Below are 25,364 nucleotides of genomic sequence, written 5' to 3'. Positions count from 1 at the left end.
GCGACGGCGGGGTGCCAAACCCGTATTGGCAGGCCTCGACCTGCTGACCGAGGCGTCGGGCAGGGCTATCCCAAGTCGAGCGGATCGCATCAGGCCGTCAGTCTCGGCTGCGCGCGGAAAGGAAAGGGCTCGATCTTGGCTTTTTCAGGCTGGTCACTGTCACAGTGATATAAGCCAGCCAGGTTCCAGCCAGGACATCGCTAACCCAGTGGACACCCAGAACCACTCTGCTGAGACCGACCAGCGCAGCTATGGTGATCAAGGGAGCACGCAGGCGTGGGAAGAATGCAGCCAGCGAGAACGCCACAGTCATCGCAGTGGTTGTGTGTCCCGAGGGCATGCTTGCCCAGTGCGCCGAGTGGCTAAAGTGACTGAAGACCAGATTGCTTTCCAGATCGGCTGCATCTGGGCGCAACCGGCCGACAAGCGACTTCAGGACGATGCAGGCTATTCCCGAGAGGCACAGATTGATCAACACAAACAGGCTGGCATTGCGCCAAGTCTGGACCTGCCACTTTGGCACGGACTCGCCCACCGCTATCGCAGCAAAGGTTGAGATTGTCGCCATGGGGATCGACCAGCCCGAATCGCCAAGAAGCGTTAATTTACGCATAACCCAGTGAGCAAATGTGCCATGGGTCGCAGCAAGATGTGCGGCGGGAACATCAACAAAAGCCATTGACAGCCCAATCGCGCAGCTGAATGCCAGAGCGACGCCGAGTTGATATGCCAATTCTTCAGTGGGTTTGTGGGGCGACACGCGGGGCCTCTTCGGTTTGCCAGTGCTAGGCCCAATAGGCGTGCCACCTTACAGCAACGTTATGGCGTATTCGGGTGAGTGAAGTGGGCTCGACGGCGCACCGCTTGGTGTCCTTGATGCGGCAGCGTCTTCTCAAGAGGGGGGATGTTTGGCACTCAGACGAAGCTGTAATACCGCGGCTCATCGCTGCACACCGAGAGCAAGAAATGCCAATGTGGACCATGCCCAAAGGTGGCGTGGTCCATATTTCCGGAAGTCCATTGAAATAAATTGATTATTTCGCGCGGGTGGTAGGCCCGGAGGGACTTGAACCCCCAACCAAGGCGTTATGAGCGCCCTGCTCTGACCATTGAGCTACAGGCCCCCAGCACGGCTCGTTACTAGGGCAGGTCGGCGCATAGCGTCAAGCCGCGCGTGACGCCGCACGACCTCATTCGGACGCGCCCGTCAAGTCTTCCGACAGCGGCCAGTAGAAATCGGGCGGCAGGCCCGCCTCGGCGCGCTTTTCCTCATTGAAGGGCGGCTTCAGCGCGCCGTGGAAATACTTGCGAACCAGGGCGTGGAAGGTTTCTTTCGGATCAAGCTCATGCCGTCCGCAAAGGAAATGAAACCATTTCGAGCCATAGGCGACATGCCCGACCTCTTCGGCATAGATCGTCTCAAGTGCGGCGATGGCATCCGTCTGACCGGCCTTGCGGAAGATCTCGATCATGCCGGGCGTGACATCCAGCCCGCGCGCCTCCAGCACCATCGGCACGACGCTGAGGCGGCCCATCAGATCGTCGGCGGTATCCTCGGCCGCGCGCCACATCCCGGCATGGGCGGGCAGTGCACCATAGAAGCTGCCCTCAGCAATCAGGCAGTCGCTCATCAGGCCGAAATGCTTCGATTCCTCATCGGCAGATTTGACCCAATCATCATAGAAGCCCATCGGCATGGGCGTGTCGGTGAAGCGGGCGATGATGTCCCAATGCAGGTCGACGGCGTTCAGCTCGATATGGGCGACCGCGTGCAGAAGCGCGATGCGGCCCTGCGGCGTGCCGGGGCGCCGGCGCGGAACGTCGCGCGGCGCCAGCAGATCGGGCTTGGCGGGCCGCGCAGGCTGAAGCGGCGGGCTGGCCTTGCCGATGGGCATGGGCTGACCGGCGGCGCGGGCATTAAACCAGGCTTTCGCATGGGCGCGCGAACGGCGGGTCTTTTCCAGTGGATCTGCCGTCGTCAGGACGTCGACGGCGCAGGCGGCAAGCGTGAGGGGAGCGTTCATGGCGCGCAAATTAGCCGCGTCGGATGCGGATTGCCAGCGAACCAAGTGGCGGCGAAGGCGTTGATTCTCCGTGGCACCCGCACCGGTCGGGTCAGGCGCCGCGAAACAACGGTCAAAATCGCGAAAGGACGCCAGATGTCAGAGGAAATCCGCGACTCCCGCCAGGCCATTCGTCGTGGCGTGATGAACCGCTGCCCAAAATGCGGGCAGGGCAAGGTCTTTGCCGGATATCTTCAGCTCGTGCCCCGGTGCAGCAACTGCGGCGAGCCGATCGGCGAATACCGCGCCGCTGACGGCCCGGCCTTCTTCACCATGACGGTGGTCATGCTGCTGCTGATCCCGATGATCGGCTTTGGCTGGGTGCTGTTCCGGCCCGAGCCGGTGGTGCTGCTGCTTTGGGTTGGCGTGATCTCAACCGTGCTGACGCTGGTTCTGCTGCGGCTGATCAAGGGCGGCTTTATCGGCTATCTCTGGGCCAAGAATGAAAGAGATCGCGGGGCCTGAGCCACTGGACCACGGCGGTGGATGCGCTAATGCTGTCGGGGCAGCAGGCGTAGCACCCGAAAGGACCCGTCATGACCGAAGCCCTTGAAAAACGTATCGCAACCGCGCATGGGCGAGAGCCTGCGGATGTCGTGCTGAAGGGCGGGCGCGTCTTCGATCTGGTGACCGGCGCGCTGCTGGAAGGTGACGTCGCGATCACCGGCGATTGTATTGTTGGCACCTGCGCGACCTATCAGGGCAAGCGCGAAATCGACGTCTCTGGTCTGATCCTTGTTCCGGGTTTCATCGACACGCATCTGCATGTCGAAAGCAGTCTGGTCACGCCACATGAGTTCGACCGCTGCGTCACGCCGCGCGGCATCACCACGGCGATCTGCGACCCGCATGAGATCGCCAATGTCATCGGCACCCCCGGCATCCGCTGGTTTCAGGACGCCTCGCGCCATCTGCTGATGGACCTGCGGGTGCAGTTGTCCTCATGCGTGCCCTCGACCGATATGGAGACCTCGGGCGCGCGGATCGAGGCCGAGGATCTGCGCCCCCTGATGGGTCACCCTTCAGGGATCGGGCTGGCCGAGTTCATGAACTATCCGGGCGTCATCCATTGCGACGCAGGGCCAATGGCGAAGCTCGATCTGTTCGCGGGCCAGCATATCGACGGGCATTGCCCGCAGGTGACCGGGCTGGACCTCAACGCCTATATCGCCGCCGGCATCCGCACCGAACATGAGGCGACGACCGCCGAAGAGGCGCTGGAGAAATTGCGCAAGGGGATGCGGGTGCTGATCCGCGAGGGCTCGGTGTCGAAGGATCTGCACGCGCTGCAGCCGGTGCTGAACGACGTGACCAGCGCCTATATGTGCCTCTGCACCGACGACCGGAACCCGCTGGATATCGCGGAATACGGGCATCTGGATTACATGATCCGCACCTTGATCCAGCTTGGAACCTCGCCGCTGGCCGCCTATCGCGCGGCCTCGCTTTCGGCGGCCGAGGCCTTCGGGCTGAAGGATCGCGGGTTGATCGCGCCGGGCCTGCGGGCGGACATTGTCGCCATCGACAGCCTTGAGGGCTGCCATGCGCAACTGGTGCTGGCTGGCGGTCGGGTTGTCGATGACGCGGCTTTCGCTGCACGCCCCGATCAGCAGCCGATTGGACGGAACTCGGTCAAGGCGCCGCGAGTCACGGCGGATGATTTCCGCACCACCGGCAATCGCAGCGCAACCGATGTCATCGGCATCGTCGAAGGCAAGATCATCACCGAGCATCTGCAGGAAGACATCGCCATCGAGAATGGCGACAAGGCCCCGGATGTCGCGCGCGATCTGATGCGGATCACCGTGATCGAGCGTCACGGCAAGAACGGCAATATCGCGAATGGCTTCGTGCGCGGCTTCGGGATGCAGCGCGGGGCCATCGCCTCGACCGTCTGCCATGACCACCACAACATCATCGCCGTCGGTGCCAATTACGCCGATATGGCCATCGCGGCGAACCGGTTGACCGAGCTTGAGGGCGGTCTCGTCGTCGTTCTGGACGGCCAGGTTCTGGCCGAGATCGCCTTGCCGATTGCCGGGCTGATGAGCACTGCCCCCTATGAGGAGGTGCGCGACCGCATGGCCGCGCTGCGCGAGGCGGCGCAAAGCCTTGGCGTCGTCCTGGAGGAGCCGTTCCTGCAACTGGGCTTTCTGGCCCTGCCGGTCATCCCCGCCCTGAAGATCACCGATCGCGGCATGATCGACGTGCGCAAATTCGAGATCATTCCCGGATAGCGGTCGTGACGCACCGTCACGCGGAAAATCGGCCGTCTCGGGGCTCTTTCTGTTTGCTCTGGGGCATCGGGGCAACGATCCGGGGCTGCTGGCCGCGCCTCGTTTAGGGGCGTCTGGGCTGCCGGTTTTCAAACGCGGGCGCGGGATCAGATTCTGCGACCAATTCCCGGAACGCCCTGTATTTGGGGCGGTTTTTGTGCTCTGCCCAGTGCCGCCAAGGCCAAGCGCTGACCAAGGCAAAAGGCGCTTCCGAATCACCCTGACCGCTTGTAAGGGGATTCAGGTCGCTCACGACAGCTGATCCTAACGAATAGTACAGCCCCATAATCGCATGCGGCGATTTACCGCCGATGTTTTCTGTAGCATGCTGGAATTGTCACCCGGTCGCGGATCGTCAACGAACGATCAGGCCGACCGGAAAAAATCGGAAATATGTCGGGACTGCTGCTCGCGGATGACCTCGCGTTGCCGGGGAAGACGTGTCTGCGCCTGACACTGATGAGGCAGGGCAGGTGAAGCGTTTCGTTGGTTTCTGGGGACTTCTGAGCGCATACTGGACGTCCGAGCGTTGGCGCGAGGCGTGGCTGTTGACGGCGATTGTCCTTGGCCTGACCACGATCCTCAGCAAGGCCAGCGTCTGGGTCGCTTTGGCCAGCGCCGATTTCCTTGCCTCTCTGGCCGGTTTTCACACGATGGAGAGTGCCGTGAACCCCGGCCGGGTGATCCTGCTGGCGGCGGCCACATATCTGGCGCTGTTTTTGGCCCGGACGACAGGCGTCGCGGCGCGGCATTTCGTGTCCTCGACCCTGCATCGGCGGGCGCGCGGCTGGTTGGCGGGCCAGTTCAACGACGCGATCCTGGCCGATGAACGCATTGCCCTTGACCTCAGCAGCGACCGCTCGACCAGCGGGGACAATTCGCGCATGCCCGACGCCATCGATCAGCGCGTCGACGAATGCACGGGCGCGCTTTACGGCGGGATCATCGGGCTGGCGATGGGGCTTTGGGGGGCGGTTGCCTCGATCTATTTCGTCTTCTCGGCGCTGATGGAGCGCAGCCAGCCGGTGCCGTTCCTCGACCGCTGGGGCGCGCAGGCGAATGCAGCATTGGCCGACAGCCTCGGCCCGGCGCTCTCGGGGCACATCAATCTGGTGCCGGGCGACAATGGCTCGGCGCTTCTCAGCCTTGCGCTGGTGGCGGTCTATGTGCCCTGCGTCACCTTCATCGCCTGGAAACTCGGCCGGATCATCGAGCGGCTCAGCATCCAGCGCCAGCGCCGCGACGGCGCATGGCGGGGCGAATGGGGCAGCATGTTCAACCGCGTCAGCCAGCTTGCAACGGCGCGCGGAGAGCGCGCGCAAAGCCGCATCAATCGCCAGCTTTACGCTCAGCTTGACCAGACATGGGGCAAGCAGAACTGGTTGGCCTCCGGGATGATGCTGTTCAGCAGCCTTTACAATTTCCTCTCGGCGCGCCTGCTGGCCTATCTGCCCGCGCTGCCGGCCTATATGGCCAACACCCTCAGCTTCCGCGATTTCGTCGCCAGCAGCGAGCTGACGGCCGAACTGATCGGCGATGTCTCATGGTTCATCAACGTGATGCCCGCCATTGCCACGCTGAAGGCCAATTCCCGCCGCCTGAATGAGCTGGCCTCGGCCATCGAGCGGGTGCGGGCGCGGCATGAATTCTATGCCGAAACCGGGATCAGCCAGTTCCGCCGCAGCCGTATTCAAAGCGGGCCGGTGCTGGCGCTGGAGGATCTGCGGCTGCATCATCGCGGCCATGATGCGCCGGTGTTTCTGTCGGTGGCGCGGCTGCGGCTTTATCCCGGCGACCGGATCTGTCTCAGCGGGGCTAGCGGTTGCGGGAAAAGCAGCCTCTTGAAGGCGATCTCGGGTCTCTGGCCCTATGGCTCGGGCGAGGTGGCGCTGCAGCAGGGCGCGCGCATGTTCATGGCCGGGCAAGAGCCTGATTTGCCCGACCGCATGTCTCTGAAGGCGCTGGCGACCTATCCCGACCACCCCGAGGAGCATAGCGACATCGCCGCCGCCGCCGCGCTTTCGCGGGCGGGCCTTGGGGCCTTCATCCCCTGCCTTGAGGATGAGCTTTATCAGGGCAAGAACTGGCGCAATGTCCTTTCGGGCGGGCAGAAGCAGCGGCTGGTGCTGGCGCGCATCCTTCTGGCCCGGCCGCAGGTCCTTCTGCTGGATGAGGCCACGGCGGCGCTTGACCCGGAGGCGGCGGCCGAATTTCATGCCGTCCTGCGGGAATGCCTGCCCGCTGCCGTTACCATCGCCGTCCTGCACGGAGAAAGCCTGCCGCATGACCCTGAAGGAGTGCCGTTCTATGCATCAATCCTGGATATTCGCGGTGGTCAGGGCCAGCTCAGGCCAGTTCAGGCGGGCGTCTTCGACGTGACCCGCCACGCGGCGGAATAACTAACAACAATCCGTCAAGGAGCGACGCTTGGACAGTCACCCTGCCGTAGATGCGCTGATGTCGCAGATGACGCTGGATGAGATGATCGGACAGCTGAACCTGCTGCCCGCGGGCGAGGGGCTGGTGACCGGGGCGCAACAGCCGACCTCGCTGTCGCGGCGTCTGGATGCGGGGCAGGTGGGGGCGATCTTCGGGACGAAATCGCTGGCCACTGTCCGCGCGATGCAGGAACGCGCGCTGAAGGGCTCGCGCCTTGGCATACCGCTGTTCTTTGCCGAGGATGTCATTCACGGCCATCGCACCATCTTCCCACTGGGGATCGCGCAGGCCTGCAGCTGGAACATGCGGCTGATCCAGCAATGCGCGGCCTTCGCGGCGGCCGAGGCCGCAGCCGAGGGGCTGCATCAGGTCTATGCCCCGATGATCGACGTCACCCGCGACGCCCGCTGGGGCCGTGTCGCGGAAGGCCCGGGCGAGGACCCGCATGTCGCCTCGCGCATTGCCGAGGCGATGACGCGCGGTTTTCAGGGGGCGGGCATTGGCACTCCGGGCCGGGTCGCGGCCTGTCTGAAGCATTTCGTGGCCTATGGCGCGCCCGACAGCGGCCGCGACTATGACAACGCCAGCCTCGCGTGGGAGGATCTGCTGGAGACCTATCTGCCGCCCTTCGCGGCTGGCGTCAGGGCGGGTGCCGCCAGCGTCATGGTGGCGTTCAATGCCGTGAACAAGCTGCCGATGCACGCGAACCGCCCGATGATCGAGGGTTGGCTGCGACAGGGGCAGAGCTTCAAGGGGCTCGTGGTCTCGGATTATACCGGCGTGCGGGAACTGGTCGCGCATGGCCTTGGGGATGCGGCGATCTGCGTGGCCCGCGCGCTGCACGCGGGCGTCGACATGGATATGGTGGGTGAGGATTATCTGCGCGAACTCCCCGCGCTGCTCCGCGACGGTCTCGACGCGCCCGACGCGGGGCTTGCCTTAACGGCCCAACAGCTTGAGGCGCTTGTTCGCACCTCCTGCCGCCGCGTGCTGACCTTCAAGGCACAGTTGGGCCTGCTGGACGATCCCTATGCGGGCATCACGGATGCGCCCCAGGCCCCGGCGCGGGACAAGGGCCGCCAGCTTGCGCGGCGGGCGGCGGCACGCTCGGCGGTGCTGTTGAAGAACGACGGCCTGTTGCCGCTGTCTCGCAAGACAAGGGTGGCGCTGATCGGGCCCTTCGCGGCGGATCGCGCGAATATGCTGGGGACATGGGCCGTCTCGGGTCGCGCTGAGGATGTGGTCACGCTGGAGGAGGCCGTCACCGCCGTCAGCGGCCGCGCGCCCTCCGTCGCATGGGGCGCGAATATCGTCGATGAGCCATGGCTGCGCCAGCGCCTGAATGTCCACGGCGTCACGGTCACCGACGACCCAAGGGATGAGGCCGAGGTGCTGGTGGAGGCCATCCGGGTGGCCGAGGGCGCCGATGTCATCATCGCCGCAGTCGGTGAGGCCAAGGAGCATGCGGGAGAATCCTCCTCACGGCTCTCGCCGGATCTTCCCGCCTCGCAATGCCGCCTGATCGAGGCGCTGTCGCAGTTGGGCAAGCCGCTGCTGGTCGTGGTCTTCGCCGGTCGACCTCTGGCCATCGGCAGGCTGGCAGAACAGGCCGACGCCCTGCTTTATGCATGGCATGGCGGCGTGGCCGGTCCCGAAGGCGTGGTCGATCTGATCTTCGGCGCGGCCGAGCCTGCCGGGCGGCTGGCGATCTCGCTGCCCGGCCACCCCGGAGAGGTGCCGCTGACCTATGCTGCCGAGCCGACGGGGCGGCCCTATCCCGGCCGTTTCGCCAAATTCCTGACCGGCTGGCTGGACATGCCCGATGATCTGCCGCGCTTCCCCTTCGGCTTCGGGCTGGGCTATGCGACCGTCGCCTATGGCGCGCCCACGCTGTCGCAACATGCGCTTCCTGCCACGCAGGCCGTCGAACTGTCGGTGACCGTCACCAACACCAGCCGCCGTAAGGCCATCGAGACGGTCCAGCTTTACGCCAGCGACCCTGTCGCCCGCGTGACCCGGCCCGGGCGCAAGCTGATCGATTTCACGCAAGTGACGCTGGCCCCCGGCGAAAGCCGGACGCTGACCTTCCGACTGACGGCTGACAGGTTCCACTATCCGCTGGCCCCCTCGCTTGAGGCGGCCGAATGGGTGCGGGATCCGGGGCTGATCCAGCTGCACGTCGGCCCCAACAGTCGCGATACCCAGATGGTCGAGGTGACATGGCTCAGCTGATCCGAGGTCTGGACGATGCGGCGCTGCGCGACCGCGTGGCACAGGCGACCGCCAGCTATTTCCTTGACTGGAGCCATCCGGTCAGCGGCATGGCGCGCGAACGCAGCGCGGGCGCTCAGGGCTATGACGTGCGGGAGACCGTCTGCACCGGCGGCACCGGCTTTGGCCTGCTGGCACAAACCGTCGCGGTCGAACGCGGCTGGCGTCCGCGCCGCGAGATTCTCGACCGGCTTGAGCGGCTGGTGGGTTTCCTTGAGCGTGCCGACCGTTTCGACGGCGTTTTTGCCCATTTCATGAACGGCAGCACCGGCAAGGCCATGGCGTTTTCGCCGGGTGACGACGCGGGCGATCTGGTCGAGACGGCGTTTCTGGTCCTGGGCCTTCTGGGTGCCGCCGCCTGTTTCAGCGATGAGCCCTGGCTCGTCGCTCGCATCCAGACCCTGATCGATGAGGTGAACTGGGCGTCCCATGTGCGCGAGGATGGCGCGGTCATGTGGCACCGCCATCCCGACCGTCCCTGGCGTCCCGATGCGCTGCCGATCCGGGGCTGGAATGAGGCCTTTCCGGTCTTCGTTCTGGGCGCAGGCGCGCGTCGCCATCCGATCCCCGCCGCCTCCTATCACCAAAGCTGGGCCATGGCGCCCGCCTTCCGCAATGGGCGCGACTATGGCGGCACGGTCCTGCCCTTGGGGCCGGATTGGGGCGGCCCGCTGTTTCTGTCGCAATACCCGTTTCTGGGCATTGATCCGCGCGGGCTTCGCGATGCCTATGCTGATTACGGCGCGCAGGCTCGCGCGCATGCGCTGGTCAACCGCCAGCACTGTCTGCAGAACCCGCATGGCTGGAAGGGCTATGGCCCCGACCTCTGGGGGCTGACGGCCAGTGACGATCCGCTGGGCTATGTCGCCCATTCGCCGACGGATGACACCGGGGTCATCACCCCCACGGCGGCGCTGGCTTCATTCCCCTTCGCGCCGGGTGAGGCCATGCCGGTCCTGCGGCGCATGCATGACGGTTTGGGCGAGCGGATCTGGGGCGAGGCCGGATTTGTCGATGCCTTCAGTCTGGCGCATGACTGGGCGGCGGAAAGCCGGTTGGCCATCGATCAGGCCCCCATTGTCATCGCGCTGGAAAACCACCGCTCGGGACTGCTCTGGCGGCTCGTGGCCTCGCGCCCCGAGGTGCAGCGCGGCTTGCGTGCCCTTGGCTTTACCGCGCCCTATCTTGCTCCCGCCATCGCCTGAAGCGCGCGGTCGCGGGCATCCGCCGCCTCAAGAAATGCCGCCGCCGACCATGTCAAATCAAGGCAGGAGGTCGGCGCGCCGGTGCTGCGATCAAATTGCTCGGGCAGGGGGCCTTCGGGGTGGGGGGCGACGTGTTCGATCAGCGCCATCCAGCCTTCCGCCTTTTCCAGTGCCTGCATATCGCCCGTCTCTGCAGCGATCAGATAGCAGATCGAGGCGAAGCCAAGCGTCGTCGGAAACCAGGGATTTCCGTCGAAATAGGCATCCTCGGTCCAGCGCCCGATGGCCGTGGCCGTGGTCGTCCTGTTGATCGGATAGAGGCCGTCGAACTGTGCCTCGAGCGCCGCCATCGTCGCACGCGTGCGGGGCGCATTCAGTGCAAAGGGGCCGTCGCTGCGCCCGGCATGCAGGATCGCCAGACAGGTGCTGCTGTCGAGCCGCCCCTCGGGTGCCTCAAGGCTTTCGCGCCAGCCGCCGGTCGTGGTATCGGCAGCGGTCTGGATCAGCTCCGTCAGCCGATCCGCAGCGTCTTGCAACTCGCGGCGCTGCAACCGCCCTGCCGCACGCGACAGCGTATCCCATTGCGCGATCAGGGTGAAGGTGGTGCGGCGCGGCGGCTCCTCCTCCCACGGTCCAATCGAGGCGCGTCCGACGGTGCGCAGCGTGTGGTCAATGTCGCGTGCAATCAGCGCCTCGGCCTGCGGCGATGCGGCCTCGGGTAGGGCGTCCAGAACCGCCATCAGCGCCGACGCCCGCAGCGCCGGGCCGTCATCCTGAGGGCGGCTCCATCGTTCAAGATCCGGACCGCCGTCAGGCGCGAATCGCGGCTCCTCCAGCCATGCGGCCCCGGTCAAAGCGGCCAATTCGGCGTCAGGGCGCAGATATTGCTGCAACCCCGGCCGGGCTGAGAGGTTCAAGGGGTTCGATGCCGGGCCCTTGCGGTTCGGATCGGTGGTGGTCAGCGCGAAATTCACGAAATCGGCGATGAATTGCAGCCAGAATCCGCGTGCCGCCGGGTCAGCCTCAATCGCCAAAGGCACGGCCTTCAGTACGATGGCCGCATCGCGCACCCAATGGTGAAAATAGTCAGGCTCCGGATTCCATTCCGCCACACGTGGCGAAGCCAGAACCGAGCCCGGTGCGGGCCGCACCACCCAGCCAAAGCCCGGTCGATGGCGGCTGAGATGGGTGGCCGAACAGGCGTTGCGCATGGCGCGGGCCGAGGCGAGGCGCTGCCGCGTGATCCAGTCCGGATCGGGTCCTGCCACCCTAGGCACCAAGGGCCGAGAGCGCGGCAGACAGCATACCCCCGCAAGCCTCCCCCGCCGGGCAATGATGCTCATCCGGCAGGGCGGCGAAGAAGCGGCCATTCGGCGCGGCGGTGAAATAGGCGCGCGCGTCGCGCAAGGGGACCAGACCGTCCGAGGCCCCGGTCACCACCGCAAGGGGTGCGAGGGTCCGTTTCAGCGCGGGTTCGGCATCGGCAGTCGCCATTTCGGCGAAATAGTCGGGGGCCTCTTGCCGGACCAGCTCGATGGCATTCCCGCCCATGGCCTCGCGCGAGAGGTAAAGGACCCGCCCCGACATCGGTGGAGAGACCGCCAGCACATGATGCGCATCCGGGCTGTCCCCCGCCAGTTGCGCCACAGCAAAGGCACCGATGCTGTGGCCCGCCAGCGCGCGCGGGGCATCCGGCCACTCCTCCGCCACCCATGCCCAGACCTCGGCTGCGGCCCGCGTGTGCCGGGTGAAAGTCACCTGCTCGGGCGGGCCCGAGCCTGCGGTGGCGGATGAGTTCGGCAGTTCCGGCGCGACGACGCGCCAGCCGCGCGCAAGATAGGCCCGCGCGATCTCGGCGATCTGGGGCTGGCCCGGCGCGCCATTGCGGCCGTGGACTAGCAGCACCGTGCCGACAGCGGGCGGGCCAGGCTCGGCCACGACGGCGGTCAGCGCGCCGAATGACGTCGACACCTCGACCCGTGCGGCATTCGTGATCCAGAGAGGGAATTCGGTCATCGCTGCGCCCCTGTTGCCGTGCTGCGGCCCGCTTTGCGCGGGCTCTGCCTTCGACCATTAGGCGTGCGAAAAAAGGTGAAATCAAGTGCGGGCGTGGGTGGGTTGCGGGCACCAGTGCTCAGCCCCGGATCAGCCCGACCGCAAGGATCAGCAGGACGACCGCGAAGCCCTTCTTCAGGATGTCGCCCGGCAGGCGGCTGGCGATCCGCGCACCGAAAGGGGCGCCAATCACGCTGCCGAAACCGATGCCCAGCAGGGCCGCGACATGGACCGAGCCCAGCATCGGGGCGTCGATCCCCTGAAGCGGGCGCAGCGCGTGAAAGATCATGCCGAAGACCGTCACCGGCAGGCCGATTGTGGCCGAGGTCGCGACGGCGCGCACCATCTTCCAGCCCCGCCCGGTCAGGAAGGGAACCATGAAGACGCCACCGCCCGCGCCGATCAGCGCCCCCGCAAAGCCGATGGCTGCACCCGAAAGCCGATAGGTCAGGACCGAGACCGGCTTCGGCTGCTCGCCCCCCTTGCGCGCCAGTAGCATCCGCAGGGCGACGAAGATCAGGAAGGCCGCAAAGATCAGCCGCAGCATATCCGCAGGCAGGCGCGTCACCAGAAGCGAGCCGAGGAACACCCCGATCAGGCTGAAGGGCACGATCAGGCGGAAGGCCTGCCAGTCGATATTGCCCAGCCTGTGATGCGCGGTGACCGAACTGATCGAGCCGATGGTCACAATCCCCATCGAGGTCGCCAGCGCGACCGTGGGCGACAGCGCCTCGGGGACGCCAAGATGGGGCAGCGCGAAGGTCAGAACCGGCACCGCGACCAGCGCCATACCGACGCCGATCATGCCCAAAAGCAAACCGCCAACAATCCCCGCGATGAACAGGGCGATGAAGGTGATCATCTGAAACTCTCCGATATGAGAAAGGCGGCAGATCGCTCTGCCGCCCGTGTGCGTTACTTGCGCTGCGAGTCGAGGATCTCGCCGTTCTTCTGAACCTCCTGCGCCTTCACGTAGCTTTCGATCAGAAGCTGATAGTTCGGGAAGATCTGGGTATAGACCTGCGCCCATTCCTGCGCGTCGTCGCGGTTCCAGGTCTTTTGCAGCTCCGAGGCCACGGCAGCCATGTCCATCGGAACGGCACCGGCCTGCACCATGCGAGCCAGGGTGATCTCCTCGGCCATCTTCGAATAGGTGCCGGAGGCGTCGACCACCACGAAGACCTTGTAGCCGTCAGCGATGGCCGAGATCGCCGGGAACGCCATACAGACGCTGGTGATGGTGCCCGCGATGATCAGGGTTTTCTTGCCGGTGGCCTTCACGGCGGCGACGAATTCGGGGTTGTCCCAGGCGTTGATCTCGCCCTTGCGGCCGACATATTGGGCGTGGGGGGCGTTTTCGTGGATCTCGGGGATCAGGGGGCCGTTCGGGCCCTGGGGCACCGAGGCCGTGGTGATCACCGGCAGTTTCGCCAGCGTGGCGATCTTGGCCAGTGCTGCGGCGTGGCGGCGCAGGACCGGCATCGGCATGTCGCCGACGGTCTGGAACAGGCCGCTCTGATGGTCGATCAGCAGCATCGCGGCATCATTTGGGTCAATGACCGGACGCTGGCCGTTAAAGTTCGCGGGGGTGGACATCTGAAATCTCCGTATCTGGTGTTGCAGGGGCTTGGCCCTTCCCGAAACAACTTAGATTTGATGCCAGTTGGGCTGTAGCCTGCCTTTACGCGACTGATCGTTATATTTATAGAACGATGAATGCAGGATCTGAACGACCTCTATTACTTCGTGCAGGCGGTCGAGCATGGCGGCTTCGCGCCTGCCGGGCGAGCTTTGGGCGTACCGAAATCACTGCTCAGCCGCCGCATCGCGCAACTCGAGGATCGGTTGGGCGTGCGGCTGATCCAGCGCACGACGCGCCATTTCGACCTGACCGAGATCGGCGAGGTCTATTTCGAACATTGCAAGGCCATGCTGGTCGAGGCAGAGGCGGCACAGGATTCGATTGATCGCTTGCAGGCCGAGCCGCGCGGCATTGTCCGCATCTCGGTCCCGGTTGCGCTGTTGCAGGCCCATGTCAGCCGGATGCTGGACGCGTTCATGCAGCGCCATCCGCAGGTGACGCTGGTGCTGGAGGCCACGAACCGGCGGGTCGATGTGCTAAGCGAGCGCGTCGATATCGCGATCCGGGTCCGCCGCCCACCGATCGAGGATAGCGAGGCGGTGATGCGCGTGCTGGCCGATCGCGGCCAATGTCTGGTTGCAAGCCCCACGCTGATTGCGGGGCAGGCGTTGCCGGACGGCCCCGAGGATCTGACGGGTTGGCCCAGTCTTGGCGTCGGCAGCAGCGCGCTGGTTCACGAATGGGAGCTGTTCGGGCCGGACGGCCAGCGGGCGGTGATCGAACATCGCCCGCGCCTGATCACCACCGACATGATCGCGCTGCGCAACGCGGCGCTGGCGGGGCTGGGCGTGCTGCAACTGCCGATCCTGATGGTGCGCGAGGAACTGGCCAGCGGTGCGCTGATCCATTTGCTGCCCGATTGGCAACCGCGCCGCGAGATCATCCACGCCGTCTTTCCGTCCCGGCGCGGACTACTGCCGGCGGTGCGCCTGCTGATCGACCATCTGGCTACCAGTTTTCAGGCGCTGGATGAGGATTGATCTCACAGCGCGGATTTGCCCTCAGAACTCGCGCCCAAGCATCCGGTCGACCGAGATCCGGCCCGCGCCATAGGCCGCGAAGACGAAGGTCGCGATGGTCCAGAGGAACGAGAATCCGTTGGCCTTGAACTGCACCTGATGCAGGAAGGAGGCGCCGCCATCAGCGGGCAGGTTCAGAAGCGGAGCCTGCGCCGAGCCGGTCAACAGTTGCGCATTGGCCTGCACGGCGGCAATTCCCTCGGGCGTCAGGATCGTCGCGCCATAGGGGGTCGTCAGGTGGAACCACAGCGTGAAGGCCAGCATGAAGCCAAGCGCCAGCGCGATCGGCCGCGTCAGAAGCCCAAGGATCAGCATGATGCCGCCCGCGAATTGCAGCACGGCCAGAATGCTGGACCAGAGCCAGCCGGGATGAAAGCCAAGCGCCTCGACAAAGCCCGCCATGCCGGTCGGGTCGTTGATCTTGGGCCAGCCCTCGACCACCATCAGCGCACCCACGCTGACCCTCAGCGCGAGGAAGGCCAGAGGTTCCGCGAAGCTGCGATAGAAGCTGTCGAGTTGCGGGATGATCAGATTGGTTTCGGATGAGGAGGTACGCATGACAATGAAGCTCCGTCAGCCAGTTGCGCGATGCCATTGTTATACTCTGCAGCGCGATTCCCCGGTATCCGCTGAGTTCAGGACAGATTGTCCTGATTATGGTGCATATCAGCGGCCTTTTCGATCCGCGCGATGGCCTCGGCAAAGCAGGCGGCCAGATGGTCAAGCACGGCACGCACCGAGGGGATCAAGCCGCGCCGCGTCGGAAAGACCGCATGGATGATGCCGGGGCGCGGCTGCCAGTCAGGCAGGACGTTGACGACATCGCCACTCTGCAGACGGTTCTGCGCGACCACGGCAGGCAGGCGCACGACTCCCGCGCCGCTCGCGGCCGCATCCAGCAGCGCGGACATATCCTGCGTGATCAGGCGGGGCTTGTGCGCGATGGTGACCTCGCGCCCCTCGGGGCCGATCAGATCCCATTCATGGCTCGTGCGATACTGGTCCCAGGCAAGGCTTGGCAGGTGCGCGAGATCCTCGGGCGCGAGCTTGCGGCCCAGATCCGCCTGAACGCGGGCGAGCAACGCGGGGCAGGCGACCAGATGCTGGTGGTCGATGCCAAGGCGGCGCACGACCAGATCGCTGTCCTCCAGCGGTGGAAACCGCACCCGGATCGCTAGGTCGAACCCCTCGCGCAGGATGTCGACGCGGCGGTTGGTGCTTTCCAGATGCACCTCGACCTTGGGATATTGCGCCAAAAAGCGCGAGATCATCGGTCCGACCTGAAACTGGATCATCGAGGGCGGGCAGGCGATGCGCACCAGCCCCTGCGGTTCCTGATGTTCGCGGGCGATGATGGCGCGGGCGGCCTCGGCCTCGATCAGCATGGCCGAGGCGTGGCGGTGAAACTCGCGCCCAAGCTCGGTCACCGAGAATGCGCGGGTCGAACGGTGGATCAGCCGCACCCCCAGTTGATCCTCCAGCAACGCGATGCGGCGACTGACGCGAGAACGTGGCACCCCAAGCACGCGGGCGGCGGCAGAAAAGCCGCCCTCATCAACCACTTGGACAAACAGGCGGAAGTCGTTGAGGTCAGGCTCGGTCATTTGTGCCATTCTTGGGACAGTGATGTCTGATATCGATGGCTACAGAATATTTGTCCTGCATGTAAATTCAATCCCAGACAGCCGGACGGAATATCGAACGGCAATCACGACGGAAAATGCCAACCCTGCCCGCATTGCCGGGCGTCAAAGGATCAAGTCATGAACAAGCCCTATGTGAGACTGGACAAAGACAACGCCGCCGTTCTGATGGTGGACCATCAGGCCGGACTTCTGTCGCTGGTGCGCGACATCGACCCCGACAAGTTCAAGAACAACGTCATGGCGCTGGCCGATATGGCGAAATACTTCAACCTGCCGACGATCCTGACCACCAGCTTTGAAGATGGCCCGAACGGCCCGATCGTCCCCGAGCTGAAAGAGATGTTCCCCGACGCGCCCTTCATCGCGCGCCCCGGCCAGATCAACGCCTGGGACAACGAGGATTTCGTCAAGGCGATCAAGGCGACCGGCAAGAAACAACTGATCGTCGCCGGTGTCGTGACCGAGGTCTGTGTGGCCTTCCCGGTTCTCTCGGCGCTGGAAGAGGGCTTTGAGGTCTTCGTCATCACCGACGCCTCGGGCACTTTCAACCCGATCACCCGCGACGCCGCATGGGATCGCATGTCGCAGGCCGGTGCCCAGCTGATGAGCTGGTTCGGCGCGGCTTGTGAGCTGCACCGCGACTGGCGCAATGACGTCGATGGTCTGGGCGCGCTCTTCTCGAACCACATCCCGGATTATCGCAACCTGATCACCAGCTATGTGGCGAACACCGCTGGCCGGAATAACGGCTAAGCCCTTCCATAGCCCCGGCCTTGCGCCGGGGCGGCGGGAAGCCAACATTCAGGGGGCCGTCACGCGGCCCCCTTTTCGACTGGCGAGGACAGAATGGCTGTGGAACAGACAACGCAAAACGCGCCCGCCCGGATCATCCACAAGACCGATGTGGTCGTGATCGGCGCGGGTCAGGCGGGGCTGGCGGCTGCCTATTGGCTGCAACGCCTTGGCCTGCCCGCCGGGACCGGTTTTGTCGTGCTCGATGCCAATCCGGGGCCGGGCGGGGCGTGGCAGCATCGCTGGCCGACGCTGACGCTCAGCACGGTGAACGGGGTCCATGACCTGCCGGGCCTTGCCTTTGCCGATATCGTCGACCCTGGCCAGACCGAGGCCAAGGCCGCCGAGGCGGTGCCCCAGTATTTCGGGACCTATGAGGAAAAGTTCGACCTGCCGGTGCTGCGCCCGGTGCGGGTGAAGGTGGTCTGCCCGAGGGGCGAGAGGTTCCGCGTCGAAACCGACGGCCCGAGTTTTTCCGCCCGTGGCATCGTCAATGCGACCGGCACTTGGGAGAACCCGAATATCCCCGATATTCCCGGCGCGGACAGTTTTCGTGGCCAAACCCTGCATAGCCGCGACTATCGCGGCCCCGAGGAATTCGCAGGCAAGCGCGTCGCGATCATCGGGGCGGGGATCTCGGCGGTGCAGCACCTGACCGAGATATCGAAGGTCGCCGAGACCCTCTGGATCACCCGCCGCCCGCCGGTTTTTCGCGACAGCGACTTCACCCCCGATGCGGGCCGCGCCGCCGTGGCGATGGTCGAGGATCGGGTGCGGCAGGGGCTGGTCCCCGGCTCGGTCGTGTCTGTGACCGGCATCCCCTGGACGCCTGCGCTGCGCGAGGTCGAGGCGCGCGGCGTGTTGAACCCGCGCTCGATGTTTGACCGGATCACCGAAACCGGGCTTCTCTGGGCCGATGGCACGCATGAGGCGGTCGACGTCATCCTCTGGGCGACGGGCTTTCGCAGCGCGCTCGACCATCTCGCGCCCCTGAACCTGCGCGAGCAGAATGGCGGCATCATCATGGCGGGGCGGCTCGCGACCCAAGTGGCGAAAGAGCCGCGCGTGCATCTGGCGGGCTACGGCCCCTCGGCCTCGACCGTGGGGGCAAACCGGGCCGGGCGGGCCGTCGCCAGTGAGTTGCTGGCGACGCTTGGAATCATGCAGAGCCCTGCCGCAGATCGTAGTCCTGCTGCGCAAGGTTGATCGCCGCCTCATGGTCAATCGCCCATTGGCCTAACTCTTGCAGCGGCGCACGCAAAGATTGGCCAAGCGCGGTCAGCTCGTAATCGACGCGGGGCGGATTCGTCGGTGTGACGGTGCGCAGGACCAGCCCGTCGCGCTCCATCCCGCGCAGGGTCAGGGTCAGCATCCGCTGCGAGATGGTGCCGATGTCGCGCTTGATCTCATTGAAGCGGCGTGGCCCGTCGCAAAGGGCCATGACGATCAGCACGCTCCACTTGTCGCCAATGCGCGCGAGAAGCTGGCGCACGGGCAGGCAACTGGTCAGCAGGGATTGCCCTTCAGGTATCATGGATGTGCCTTCTTGCGGAAAAATCATCAGTGCCAATATTGGCCTTAGTTACGAAAATATACCGCTAACGGCCCGCCGTTCAAGGCATGGGCGCGGGAAGGAGAGAAAGATGGAACTTGGCGTTTACAGTTTCGGCGATGTCCAGATCGACCCCGCAACCGGCGGGCTCGGCTCGACCGCGCAGGCGACGCGCAACCTGCTGGAGGCCATTCAACTGGCCGATCAGGTCGGGCTCGATTACTTCGGAATCGGCGAGCATCACACGCATGAAATGCCCGCTTCGGCCGCGACGGTGATCCTTGGGGCTGCGGCTTCGACGACCAAGAAGATCAAGCTTGGAAGCGCTGTCACCGTGCTCAGCACGGACGACCCGGTGCGCGTCTATCAGCAATTCGCGACGCTGGATGCGGTGTCGAACGGGCGGGCCGAGATTACGGCGGGGCGTGGATCTTCGACGGAATCCTTCCCGCTGTTTGGCCACAGCCTGCGCGACTATGACGAACTTTACGCCGAGAAGCTGGACCTGCTTTTGCAGATCAACGACAACCCGCGTGTGACCTGGGAAGGGCGTTTCCGCGCCGCTTTGGATGATGCGCTGGTGGTGCCGCGCCCGGACGAAGGCAAGCTGCCGATCTGGCTTGCGACGGGCGGGAACCCGCAATCCTCGGTGCGCGCGGGCATGCTGGGCCTGCCGATTTCCTATGCGATCATCGGAGGTCAGGCGGATCGTTTCGCGCCCTTGGCCGAGCTTTATCGCAAGGCGGGGGCGCATAGCGGCATCGCTGCCAATCAGCTGAAGGTCTCGGTCGCGAGCCCTGGCTATATCGGCGCGGACAGCCAGCAGGCGAAGGATTTCTTCTGGACCCATTGGCACCGCACGATGGAGCAACTGGGCAAGATCCGCGGCTTTGCCCCGCCGCCGCGCTGGTCCTATGACCGCGAGGTCGAGGGGACGGGCGCATTGTTTGCAGGCGGCCCCGAGGAGATCGCCGAGCGGATTGTGAAGCTGCACGGGGCTCTGGGCGATATGCGCCAGTTCTTCCAGATGGATGTCGGCCAGATGCCGCATAAGGATTTCCTGCGCTCGATCGAGCTTTTGGGAACACGGGTGAAACCTCTGGTCGATGCCGAACTGGCAGGCCAAGAGAAGAAGGAGAATATCAATGTCTGAACCGATTATTGGCATTCTGGGCGCGGGCCGTGTCGGAACGGCTCTGGCGCGGCTGGCGGTCAAGGCGGGCTATGATGTCCGCGTCGCAACCGCCAAACCGCCCGCCGAAATCGCATTGCTGATGGAGTTCACCGCGCCAGGGGCGAAAGCGGAAACCGCAGCCGATCTGATCACGGCGAGCGATATCATCATCCTCGCGCTGCCCTTGAGGAAATATCGCGACCTCGATCCGGCCTTGTTCAAGGGCAAGATCGTGGTCGATGCAATGAACTACTGGCCGCAGACGGACGGGCATCTGCCCGAATTCGACGGGGCGGAGTCAAGCAGCGAAGTCGTTCAGCGCCATCTGGCAGGGGCGCATCTGGTGCGCGGCTTCAACCATATGGGCTATCACGAATTCGAGCAGGATGCCCGGCCCGAAGGCGCGACGGACCGGCGGGCAATGACCATGGCCGGGGATGATCCCGCCGCGCGGCAGGCCGTCGGCGACGTGATCCGGCGGCTTGGCTTTGACGTGGTCGATGCTGGACCTTTGGCCAGCGCCCGCCATTTCGGTATCGGCACGCCGATCTTCGGGGCGGGTATTTCGGCGAGCGATCTTGGCGATCTGCTGAAAGCCGTCGCCTAAAACCGAGCCCATTGGACCCACGCCCCGGAGCAATCCCGGCGTGGGTCTTTCTATATCTGGTCCTCGCCGCCCTGTGTCATGTCGCCTAGCAACTCCCGCAGCCAGACGACCGAGGGATGCGCGCCATAGGTGTTGTGCGACAGCGTCTCGATCTGGACGGGCGGCAGCGGCAGAGGGCCGGGTGACCAGACCAGATCAAGGCCTTCACCCACCGCCTCGGCCAGGGCCTTAGGCACCAGCCCGACCATATTCGTCTGCGCGATGATCGGCGGCACCGCCGAGATCAGCGGCACCGTCGCCCCGATGCGGCGGGTCATGCCCGCATCGCGCAGCAGACGGTCGAGTTCCACCGGGTTGCTGGTGACGAAGCTCCGCTCCAGCCCCTCCTGATCCTGCATGATCCCGGCCTCCTGCGAGGCCTGACCCGACAGCATGATGTCGACATGGGGGTAATGGCCTAAAGTCTCCAGCGTAAGCGGCTGCCCGGCTGCGGGATGGGTCCGCGACATGATCCAGACCATCTCAACCATCTCCAGCGGCTCGCGCCGAAAGCGCGAGGGCACGCGGCCAAAGCGGCCAATCGCCAGATGCAGCGCGCCTCGGTCCAGTTCCTCGACCAGATTGAGATCGTTGAACTGCCGCAGCCACAGGCGGATATGCGGGGCCTCTTGCTGGATCCGCGCCATCACCCGCGCGAAGAGGCCCCGGATATAGAAATCCGAGGTCGCGATGACGAAGGTCATGTCGCTGGTCGCCGGATCAAAGCGTGGTTCAGATAGCGCCGTAGTGATCTGGTTCAGGGCCGAACGCAGCGGCTCGGCTAGCTCCATCGCGCGGGGCGTCGGATGCATCCCCTGCGGGCCGCGAATGAAAAGCTCGTCCCCCAAGGCACGGCGGAGCTTCGCCAAAGCATGGCTGACCGCTGACTGGCTGAGGCCAAGCCGTTCGCCCGCGCGGGTGGTGTTCTGCTCTTCCAGCAGGGCGTCGAACACGCGGATCAGGTTGAGATCGATGCTATGAATATTGCTCATTTTTCAAATGATACCAATTCATTTTTGTCATGCAAGTGTCGGGCCTATATCGATCCTGTCGCGGCCCGAAGTGTCGCGTCGGTCCAATTGCCGCCGGGAAACGCGCCATGAACAAGCCAGTCGTCCAATTCAAACCGAAACCCGAAGAACCCGCCGTTGCGCCGGCTCCGGTCGCGAAAAAGCCGCGCAAACGGGCATGGCTGACGCTGGCGCGGGCCTCAGTCATCGTGGCGGGGATCGGACTTGCGGTCGTGGTTCCGCTTGGCTGGGGAAGCTGGGTCGCGGGCATGACCAATCAAAGCACAAACAACGCCTATCTGCATGCCGATACCATTCCGGTCAGTGCCGAGGTTGAGGGTCGCGTCACCAGACTTCTGGTCTCGGACTTTCAGGAGGTGAAGAAGGGCGACCTGTTGCTGCAGATCGAACCGACTGAATATCAGGCGCAGGTTCAGCAGGCCGGTGCGGCTGTGCTGGCGGCCGAGGCGCAAATTTATAATATCGAAAGCCAGATTCAGCTGCAGAACCGGGTTATTGATCGTGCACGCGCAGGTCTTGCTGCGCTGGAAGCTGACCGTGATCGGCTGGAGGCCGAGAACCGCCGTCAGCTGACGCTGAAGGAGCGTGGCTGGACCACCGATCAGAAACTTGAGGCGGCGGTCGCCGACATCAAGCGCGCCGATGCGCAGATCGTCGAACAGCAGGCCGCCGTTGAGGCCGAGCGGGAACGGATCAACGTCCTTTCGACAGAAGCGCAGCAGGCCAATGCGGAACTCAGCAGCGCGCGCGCGGGCCTTGATCTGGCGACGATCCAGCTTGACCGCACAAAACTCACCGCGCCCAGTGATGGTGTTGTCGGCGTCAGCGGCGTGCGTGAGGGGCAATTCGTCCGCGCAGGCGCACAGGTTCTGTCGGTTGTCCCGATGGCGGAACTCTATGTCACCGCGAACTTCCGCGAAACCCAACTCGCGCAGTTCCGTCCGGGGCAGGCGGTCAGCATCACGGTCGACACCTTCCCCGGCAAGGTTCTGACCGGCGAGGTTGAGCGTCTGTCGCCCGCAACAGGTGCGGTCTTCAGCCTGCTGCCCGCCGATAACGCGACCGGCAACTTCACCAAGGTCGCGCAGCGTGTCGCCGTCCGCATTGCGCTGGATGCCGATCCCGAGCTTCAGGGTCTGCTGCGCCCCGGCATGTCGGTCGAGGCGACCGTCCATACCGACCAGCTTGCCAAGGATCAGCCGCAACTCGCGGCGGCCCGATAACCAATCAGTCGGTCCATCCGACCAACGGAGCCCACCATGTCTGCGACCGCAACCGCCCCAGCCAAGATCGCTTTGCCGAACCTGCGCGCCCTGATCGGGGTGGGGGCGGTGCTGCTGGGCACGCTGACCTCGCTGCTGAACGCGCGGTTGCTGGATATCGGTTTGGCGGATATTCGCGGCGCGCTTGGGGTTGGCATGGATGAGGCAAGCTGGCTGACGACCGCCTATGTGGTGGCCGAGGTCGCGGCGATCCCTTCGGCGGTCTGGCTGCGCTCGATCCTGTCGCCAGCGCGGGGTGTGCTGATCGGGTCGCTGATCTTCACCGTGGCCTCGTTCCTCGCGCCCTTCAGCCCCAATCTGGAAACCCTGATCGGCATGCAGGCGGTGCGCGGCCTTAGCGCGGGTATCCTGATGCCGATGGCCTATGCAGTCGTCATGCGCCACATGCCGCAGCCGCTGCGCCTTTACGGGTTGGCCTTCTATGCGCTGGTGTCGTCCCTGACGCCCAGCATTGCGGCCAGTGTCGCGGGGTGGTTGATGCTGCATCTCAGCTGGGAATATCTGTTCTGGATCAACGTCATTCCGGGCAGCCTGACGCTGCTTGCCGGGGCTTATGGTCTCGCGAATGATCCGATCAAGTTCCTGCGGTTTCGCCGCCATGACGGTTTCGGGCTGATCGCGCTGTCCCTTGGTCTGGCCGCGCTGGTCACGGCGCTGGATCAGGGGAACCGGCTCGACTGGTTCGCCTCGGGGCTGATTGTCGGGCTGCTGGCCTCGGCTGCGTTCCTGCTGTCGATCTATCTGGTCCATGCTTTGCGTCACCATGATCCGGTGGTCAGCCCGCGCCTTCTCGCCCGTGACAATATCGGGCTGAGCCTGCTCGTGCTCTTCACGATGCGGATCGGGCTGATGACGACGGCATATCTGATCCCGCAATATCTGATCCGCATTCAGGGCTATCGCGCGTTGGAAAGCGGACAGGTGTTCTGGCTGTCGGCGCTGCCGCAGATCCTGCTGACGCCGCCGGTCGCGTGGCTGCTGTATCGGCTGGACCCGCGCAACCTGCTGGCCTTCGGGCTGATCCTGTTCGGTGCGGGAACGCTGATGCTGACCAACCTGACGCATCAATGGATCGGCGAACAGCTTTTGCCCGCGCTGCTGGTGCAATCGGTCGCAGCGCCCTTCGTCGCCGTGCCGCTGATGGTGCTGATGACCGAGGAAATCTCGGTGCGCGAAATCCCGTGGATCGCCTCGCTGGTCCATATCACGCGCACGGTCGGCTCGGCCGTGGGGCTGGCGCTGGTCGCAACCTTCACCCGCAAGCAGGAGCAGGTCCATTCCGCGCTGACCGGCCTGCATGTTCAGGGCGGCGACGCGGCGGTGCAGGCGAGGCTGGAGGCCTCTGCCGCAGGGCTTCAGGCGCAGGGTGTCGATCCGGCGACGGCTGCGGCCAAGGCAAGTGCGACACTGGCCGGGATCGTTCAGCGCGAGGCTTTCGTGCTGGCCTATTCGGACATGTTTCTGATCCTCGGGCTGCTGATGGCCGCGATGTCGCTGGTCACGCTGTTCATGTACCGCCCGAAACTGCCCGGAAAATTCCTGTGACTTTGCAGGCTGAAACCTCCCCTTCCGGCTCTGCCGGGCGGGGTCAAATCGGAACCGTGGCTCTGGACATGGCGTTGACCGCCTGAACCACCAGCGTCACCACAAATCGGAGAGTAATGATGTCAAACGACTTTCAATTGCGCCCTTCGTGGCTTGCGGCGGCCGTTCTTCTTGGCCTTTCGGGTGCAGCCTTCGCGCAGGAGACCTCGCCACCGGAAATCGACGTGATGAATCGCATCGCCGAGGTCTATGACCAGGATGGCGACGACCGCATCAGTCTGGATGAGTTCCGCGAGTTCACCCGCACCGCCTGGCGGTCGATGGATACGAACGGGCAGGGTGCCGTGAACAAGGAAGAGTTCATGAAATGGGACCCCGGCTTTTCCTTCGTCGCGGCCGAGCGCGGCAAGGCCGACAGCTTCACCAAGCTGAAAGAGGATATCTTCGACTATTGGGACAGCGACGATGACGGGATCGCGACCACCGACGAGGTCATGGCCAATGCCGAGCAGGAGTTCAAGAATTCCGATACCGACGGCGATGGCTATGTGACTGGCAAGGATCTGGCCGCAGGCTCGCCGACCTTCGCGGCCTTCATCTTCGGCGCAAGCCCCGCCGCGAAGTGATCCGGTCGCGGCATTCTGGCGCGCAAACTATTGAAAAGAAGGGGTTTGGCGGAGGAGGTGGGACACCATGCCGCCGCGAAAAACCTCACCTAAACCCCG

Annotated in this window: 23 protein-coding genes and 1 tRNA gene; 13 read left to right on the top strand and 11 right to left on the bottom strand. The window is 64.6% G+C overall.

Going from position 1 to position 25,364, the window contains the following annotated elements:
• Positions 1-97: 97 nt before the first annotated feature.
• The 3 genes from IQ24_RS02055 to IQ24_RS02045 form a co-directional block, all read right to left on the bottom strand.
• A complete protein-coding gene (locus IQ24_RS02055; RefSeq protein WP_145396037.1) occupies positions 98-760 on the bottom strand; it encodes a phosphatase PAP2 family protein in 663 nt (220 codons plus the stop codon).
• A gap of 288 nt (positions 761-1,048) precedes the next feature.
• Positions 1,049-1,124: transfer RNA gene (locus IQ24_RS02050), tRNA-Ile, on the bottom strand.
• A 66-nt stretch (positions 1,125-1,190) separates the two neighbouring features.
• Positions 1,191-2,024 (bottom strand): ferritin-like domain-containing protein, encoded by an 834-nt coding sequence (locus tag IQ24_RS02045; RefSeq protein WP_145396036.1) that lies wholly within the window; start codon positions 2,022-2,024, stop codon positions 1,191-1,193.
• A gap of 135 nt (positions 2,025-2,159) precedes the next feature.
• Between IQ24_RS02045 and IQ24_RS02040 the strand changes: the two genes are divergently transcribed.
• The 5 genes from IQ24_RS02040 (at position 2,160) to IQ24_RS02020 (ending at position 10,254) form a co-directional block, all read left to right on the top strand.
• On the top strand, positions 2,160-2,528 hold the full coding sequence (locus IQ24_RS02040; protein ID WP_145396035.1) for a DUF983 domain-containing protein: 369 nt from the start codon (positions 2,160-2,162) through the stop codon (positions 2,526-2,528).
• Between the two features lie 71 nt (positions 2,529-2,599).
• Positions 2,600-4,300, top strand: coding sequence for an adenine deaminase (gene ade / locus IQ24_RS02035; protein WP_145396034.1), 1,701 nt, complete (start codon positions 2,600-2,602; stop codon positions 4,298-4,300).
• A 512-nt stretch (positions 4,301-4,812) separates the two neighbouring features.
• On the top strand, positions 4,813-6,738 hold the full coding sequence (locus IQ24_RS02030; protein WP_158637469.1) for an ATP-binding cassette domain-containing protein: 1,926 nt from the start codon (positions 4,813-4,815) through the stop codon (positions 6,736-6,738).
• Positions 6,739-6,766: 28 nt separating this feature from the next.
• Positions 6,767-9,010, top strand: a complete 2,244-nt coding sequence (locus IQ24_RS02025; protein WP_145396032.1) for a glycoside hydrolase family 3 N-terminal domain-containing protein — start codon at positions 6,767-6,769, stop codon at positions 9,008-9,010.
• Positions 8,998-10,254 carry a glucoamylase family protein gene (locus IQ24_RS02020; RefSeq protein ID WP_145396031.1) on the top strand — a complete coding sequence of 419 codons (1,257 nt, stop codon included), beginning with the start codon at positions 8,998-9,000 and terminating at the stop codon, positions 10,252-10,254. The genes IQ24_RS02025 and IQ24_RS02020 overlap by 13 nt, the downstream gene beginning before the upstream one ends.
• Here the strand turns inward: IQ24_RS02020 and IQ24_RS02015 are convergent.
• From IQ24_RS02015 to IQ24_RS02000, 4 genes are all read right to left on the bottom strand, one after another.
• On the bottom strand, positions 10,230-11,522 hold the full coding sequence (locus tag IQ24_RS02015) for a glycoside hydrolase family 15 protein (RefSeq protein ID WP_158637468.1): 1,293 nt from the start codon (positions 11,520-11,522) through the stop codon (positions 10,230-10,232). The genes IQ24_RS02020 and IQ24_RS02015 overlap by 25 nt on opposite strands.
• Position 11,523: 1 nt before the next feature.
• Positions 11,524-12,270, bottom strand: coding sequence for an alpha/beta hydrolase (locus IQ24_RS02010; RefSeq protein WP_145396029.1), 747 nt, complete (start codon positions 12,268-12,270; stop codon positions 11,524-11,526).
• A gap of 118 nt (positions 12,271-12,388) precedes the next feature.
• Positions 12,389-13,171, bottom strand: a complete 783-nt coding sequence (locus IQ24_RS02005) for a sulfite exporter TauE/SafE family protein (RefSeq protein ID WP_145396028.1) — start codon at positions 13,169-13,171, stop codon at positions 12,389-12,391.
• Positions 13,172-13,224: 53 nt separating this feature from the next.
• Positions 13,225-13,905, bottom strand: a complete 681-nt coding sequence (locus tag IQ24_RS02000) for a hydrolase (protein WP_145396027.1) — start codon at positions 13,903-13,905, stop codon at positions 13,225-13,227.
• Positions 13,906-14,025: 120 nt separating this feature from the next.
• On the opposite strand from IQ24_RS02000, the gene IQ24_RS01995 reads away from it, so the two are divergent.
• Positions 14,026-14,931 carry a LysR family transcriptional regulator gene (locus IQ24_RS01995; protein ID WP_145396026.1) on the top strand — a complete coding sequence of 302 codons (906 nt, stop codon included), beginning with the start codon at positions 14,026-14,028 and terminating at the stop codon, positions 14,929-14,931.
• 21 nt (positions 14,932-14,952) lie between these two features.
• Here IQ24_RS01995 and IQ24_RS01990 read toward each other — a convergent pair whose 3' ends face one another.
• Entirely contained in the window at positions 14,953-15,528 is a 576-nt protein-coding gene (locus IQ24_RS01990) for a DoxX family protein (protein ID WP_145396025.1), read from the bottom strand.
• Between the two features lie 77 nt (positions 15,529-15,605).
• Positions 15,606-16,574 carry a LysR substrate-binding domain-containing protein gene (locus IQ24_RS01985; RefSeq protein WP_199756455.1) on the bottom strand — a complete coding sequence of 323 codons (969 nt, stop codon included), beginning with the start codon at positions 16,572-16,574 and terminating at the stop codon, positions 15,606-15,608.
• A gap of 159 nt (positions 16,575-16,733) precedes the next feature.
• Here IQ24_RS01985 and ycaC point away from each other — a divergent pair, with 159 nt between their 5' ends.
• Both ycaC and IQ24_RS01975 read left to right on the top strand, forming a co-directional pair.
• Positions 16,734-17,369 carry an isochorismate family cysteine hydrolase YcaC gene (ycaC, locus tag IQ24_RS01980; RefSeq protein ID WP_145396023.1) on the top strand — a complete coding sequence of 212 codons (636 nt, stop codon included), beginning with the start codon at positions 16,734-16,736 and terminating at the stop codon, positions 17,367-17,369.
• A 93-nt stretch (positions 17,370-17,462) separates the two neighbouring features.
• On the top strand, positions 17,463-18,614 hold the full coding sequence (locus IQ24_RS01975) for a flavin-containing monooxygenase (RefSeq protein WP_145396022.1): 1,152 nt from the start codon (positions 17,463-17,465) through the stop codon (positions 18,612-18,614).
• Here IQ24_RS01975 and IQ24_RS01970 read toward each other — a convergent pair.
• Positions 18,568-18,942, bottom strand: a complete 375-nt coding sequence (locus IQ24_RS01970; RefSeq protein ID WP_199756454.1) for a winged helix-turn-helix transcriptional regulator — start codon at positions 18,940-18,942, stop codon at positions 18,568-18,570. The two genes, IQ24_RS01975 and IQ24_RS01970, sit on opposite strands and share 47 nt — an antisense overlap.
• A gap of 109 nt (positions 18,943-19,051) precedes the next feature.
• Between IQ24_RS01970 and IQ24_RS01965 the strand changes: the two genes are divergently transcribed.
• Together IQ24_RS01965 and IQ24_RS01960 are read left to right on the top strand one after the other, a co-directional pair.
• Positions 19,052-20,113 (top strand): LLM class flavin-dependent oxidoreductase, encoded by a 1,062-nt coding sequence (locus IQ24_RS01965; RefSeq protein ID WP_145396021.1) that lies wholly within the window; start codon positions 19,052-19,054, stop codon positions 20,111-20,113.
• Entirely contained in the window at positions 20,106-20,741 is a 636-nt protein-coding gene (locus IQ24_RS01960) for an NADPH-dependent F420 reductase (protein ID WP_158637467.1), read from the top strand. Before IQ24_RS01965 ends, IQ24_RS01960 begins: the two co-directional genes overlap by 8 nt.
• A gap of 50 nt (positions 20,742-20,791) precedes the next feature.
• Here IQ24_RS01960 and IQ24_RS01955 read toward each other — a convergent pair whose 3' ends face one another.
• On the bottom strand, positions 20,792-21,772 hold the full coding sequence (locus IQ24_RS01955) for a LysR family transcriptional regulator (RefSeq protein ID WP_145396019.1): 981 nt from the start codon (positions 21,770-21,772) through the stop codon (positions 20,792-20,794).
• A 107-nt stretch (positions 21,773-21,879) separates the two neighbouring features.
• On the opposite strand from IQ24_RS01955, the gene IQ24_RS01950 reads away from it, so the two are divergent.
• The 3 genes from IQ24_RS01950 (at position 21,880) to IQ24_RS01940 (ending at position 25,265) form a co-directional block, all read left to right on the top strand.
• Positions 21,880-23,034 (top strand): HlyD family secretion protein, encoded by a 1,155-nt coding sequence (locus IQ24_RS01950; RefSeq protein WP_158637466.1) that lies wholly within the window; start codon positions 21,880-21,882, stop codon positions 23,032-23,034.
• A gap of 36 nt (positions 23,035-23,070) precedes the next feature.
• Positions 23,071-24,639, top strand: a complete 1,569-nt coding sequence (locus tag IQ24_RS01945) for a DHA2 family efflux MFS transporter permease subunit (protein WP_145396017.1) — start codon at positions 23,071-23,073, stop codon at positions 24,637-24,639.
• Between the two features lie 119 nt (positions 24,640-24,758).
• Entirely contained in the window at positions 24,759-25,265 is a 507-nt protein-coding gene (locus tag IQ24_RS01940) for an EF-hand domain-containing protein (RefSeq protein WP_145396016.1), read from the top strand.
• The last annotated feature ends 99 nt before the right edge of the window (positions 25,266-25,364 follow it).

Source organism: Paracoccus sulfuroxidans (genome assembly GCF_007830335.1).
GTDB classification, from domain to species: Bacteria; Pseudomonadota; Alphaproteobacteria; order Rhodobacterales; family Rhodobacteraceae; genus Paracoccus; species Paracoccus sulfuroxidans.
This window is presented reverse-complemented; position numbering and strand designations above follow the sequence as displayed.

Bases quoted from the DNA above. Each gene is read 5' to 3' on its own strand.
- IQ24_RS02045 (WP_145396036.1), bottom strand. From the start codon at position 2,024: ATGAACGCTCCCCTCACGCTTGCCGCCTGCGCCGTCGACGTCCTGACG.
- IQ24_RS02040 (WP_145396035.1), top strand. From the start codon at position 2,160: ATGTCAGAGGAAATCCGCGACTCCCGCCAGGCCATTCGTCGTGGCGTG.
- ade (WP_145396034.1), top strand. From the start codon at position 2,600: ATGACCGAAGCCCTTGAAAAACGTATCGCAACCGCGCATGGGCGAGAG.
- IQ24_RS02020 (WP_145396031.1), top strand. From the start codon at position 8,998: ATGGCTCAGCTGATCCGAGGTCTGGACGATGCGGCGCTGCGCGACCGC.
- IQ24_RS02010 (WP_145396029.1), bottom strand. From the start codon at position 12,270: ATGACCGAATTCCCTCTCTGGATCACGAATGCCGCACGGGTCGAGGTG.
- IQ24_RS02005 (WP_145396028.1), bottom strand. From the start codon at position 13,171: ATGATCACCTTCATCGCCCTGTTCATCGCGGGGATTGTTGGCGGTTTG.
- IQ24_RS02000 (WP_145396027.1), bottom strand. From the start codon at position 13,905: ATGTCCACCCCCGCGAACTTTAACGGCCAGCGTCCGGTCATTGACCCA.
- IQ24_RS01995 (WP_145396026.1), top strand. From the start codon at position 14,026: ATGCAGGATCTGAACGACCTCTATTACTTCGTGCAGGCGGTCGAGCAT.
- IQ24_RS01990 (WP_145396025.1), bottom strand. From the start codon at position 15,528: ATGCGTACCTCCTCATCCGAAACCAATCTGATCATCCCGCAACTCGAC.
- IQ24_RS01985 (WP_199756455.1), bottom strand. From the start codon at position 16,574: ATGACCGAGCCTGACCTCAACGACTTCCGCCTGTTTGTCCAAGTGGTT.
- ycaC (WP_145396023.1), top strand. From the start codon at position 16,734: ATGAACAAGCCCTATGTGAGACTGGACAAAGACAACGCCGCCGTTCTG.
- IQ24_RS01975 (WP_145396022.1), top strand. From the start codon at position 17,463: ATGGCTGTGGAACAGACAACGCAAAACGCGCCCGCCCGGATCATCCAC.
- IQ24_RS01970 (WP_199756454.1), bottom strand. From the start codon at position 18,942: ATGATACCTGAAGGGCAATCCCTGCTGACCAGTTGCCTGCCCGTGCGC.
- IQ24_RS01965 (WP_145396021.1), top strand. From the start codon at position 19,052: ATGGAACTTGGCGTTTACAGTTTCGGCGATGTCCAGATCGACCCCGCA.
- IQ24_RS01960 (WP_158637467.1), top strand. From the start codon at position 20,106: ATGTCTGAACCGATTATTGGCATTCTGGGCGCGGGCCGTGTCGGAACG.
- IQ24_RS01955 (WP_145396019.1), bottom strand. From the start codon at position 21,772: ATGAGCAATATTCATAGCATCGATCTCAACCTGATCCGCGTGTTCGAC.
- IQ24_RS01950 (WP_158637466.1), top strand. From the start codon at position 21,880: ATGAACAAGCCAGTCGTCCAATTCAAACCGAAACCCGAAGAACCCGCC.
- IQ24_RS01945 (WP_145396017.1), top strand. From the start codon at position 23,071: ATGTCTGCGACCGCAACCGCCCCAGCCAAGATCGCTTTGCCGAACCTG.
- IQ24_RS01940 (WP_145396016.1), top strand. From the start codon at position 24,759: ATGTCAAACGACTTTCAATTGCGCCCTTCGTGGCTTGCGGCGGCCGTT.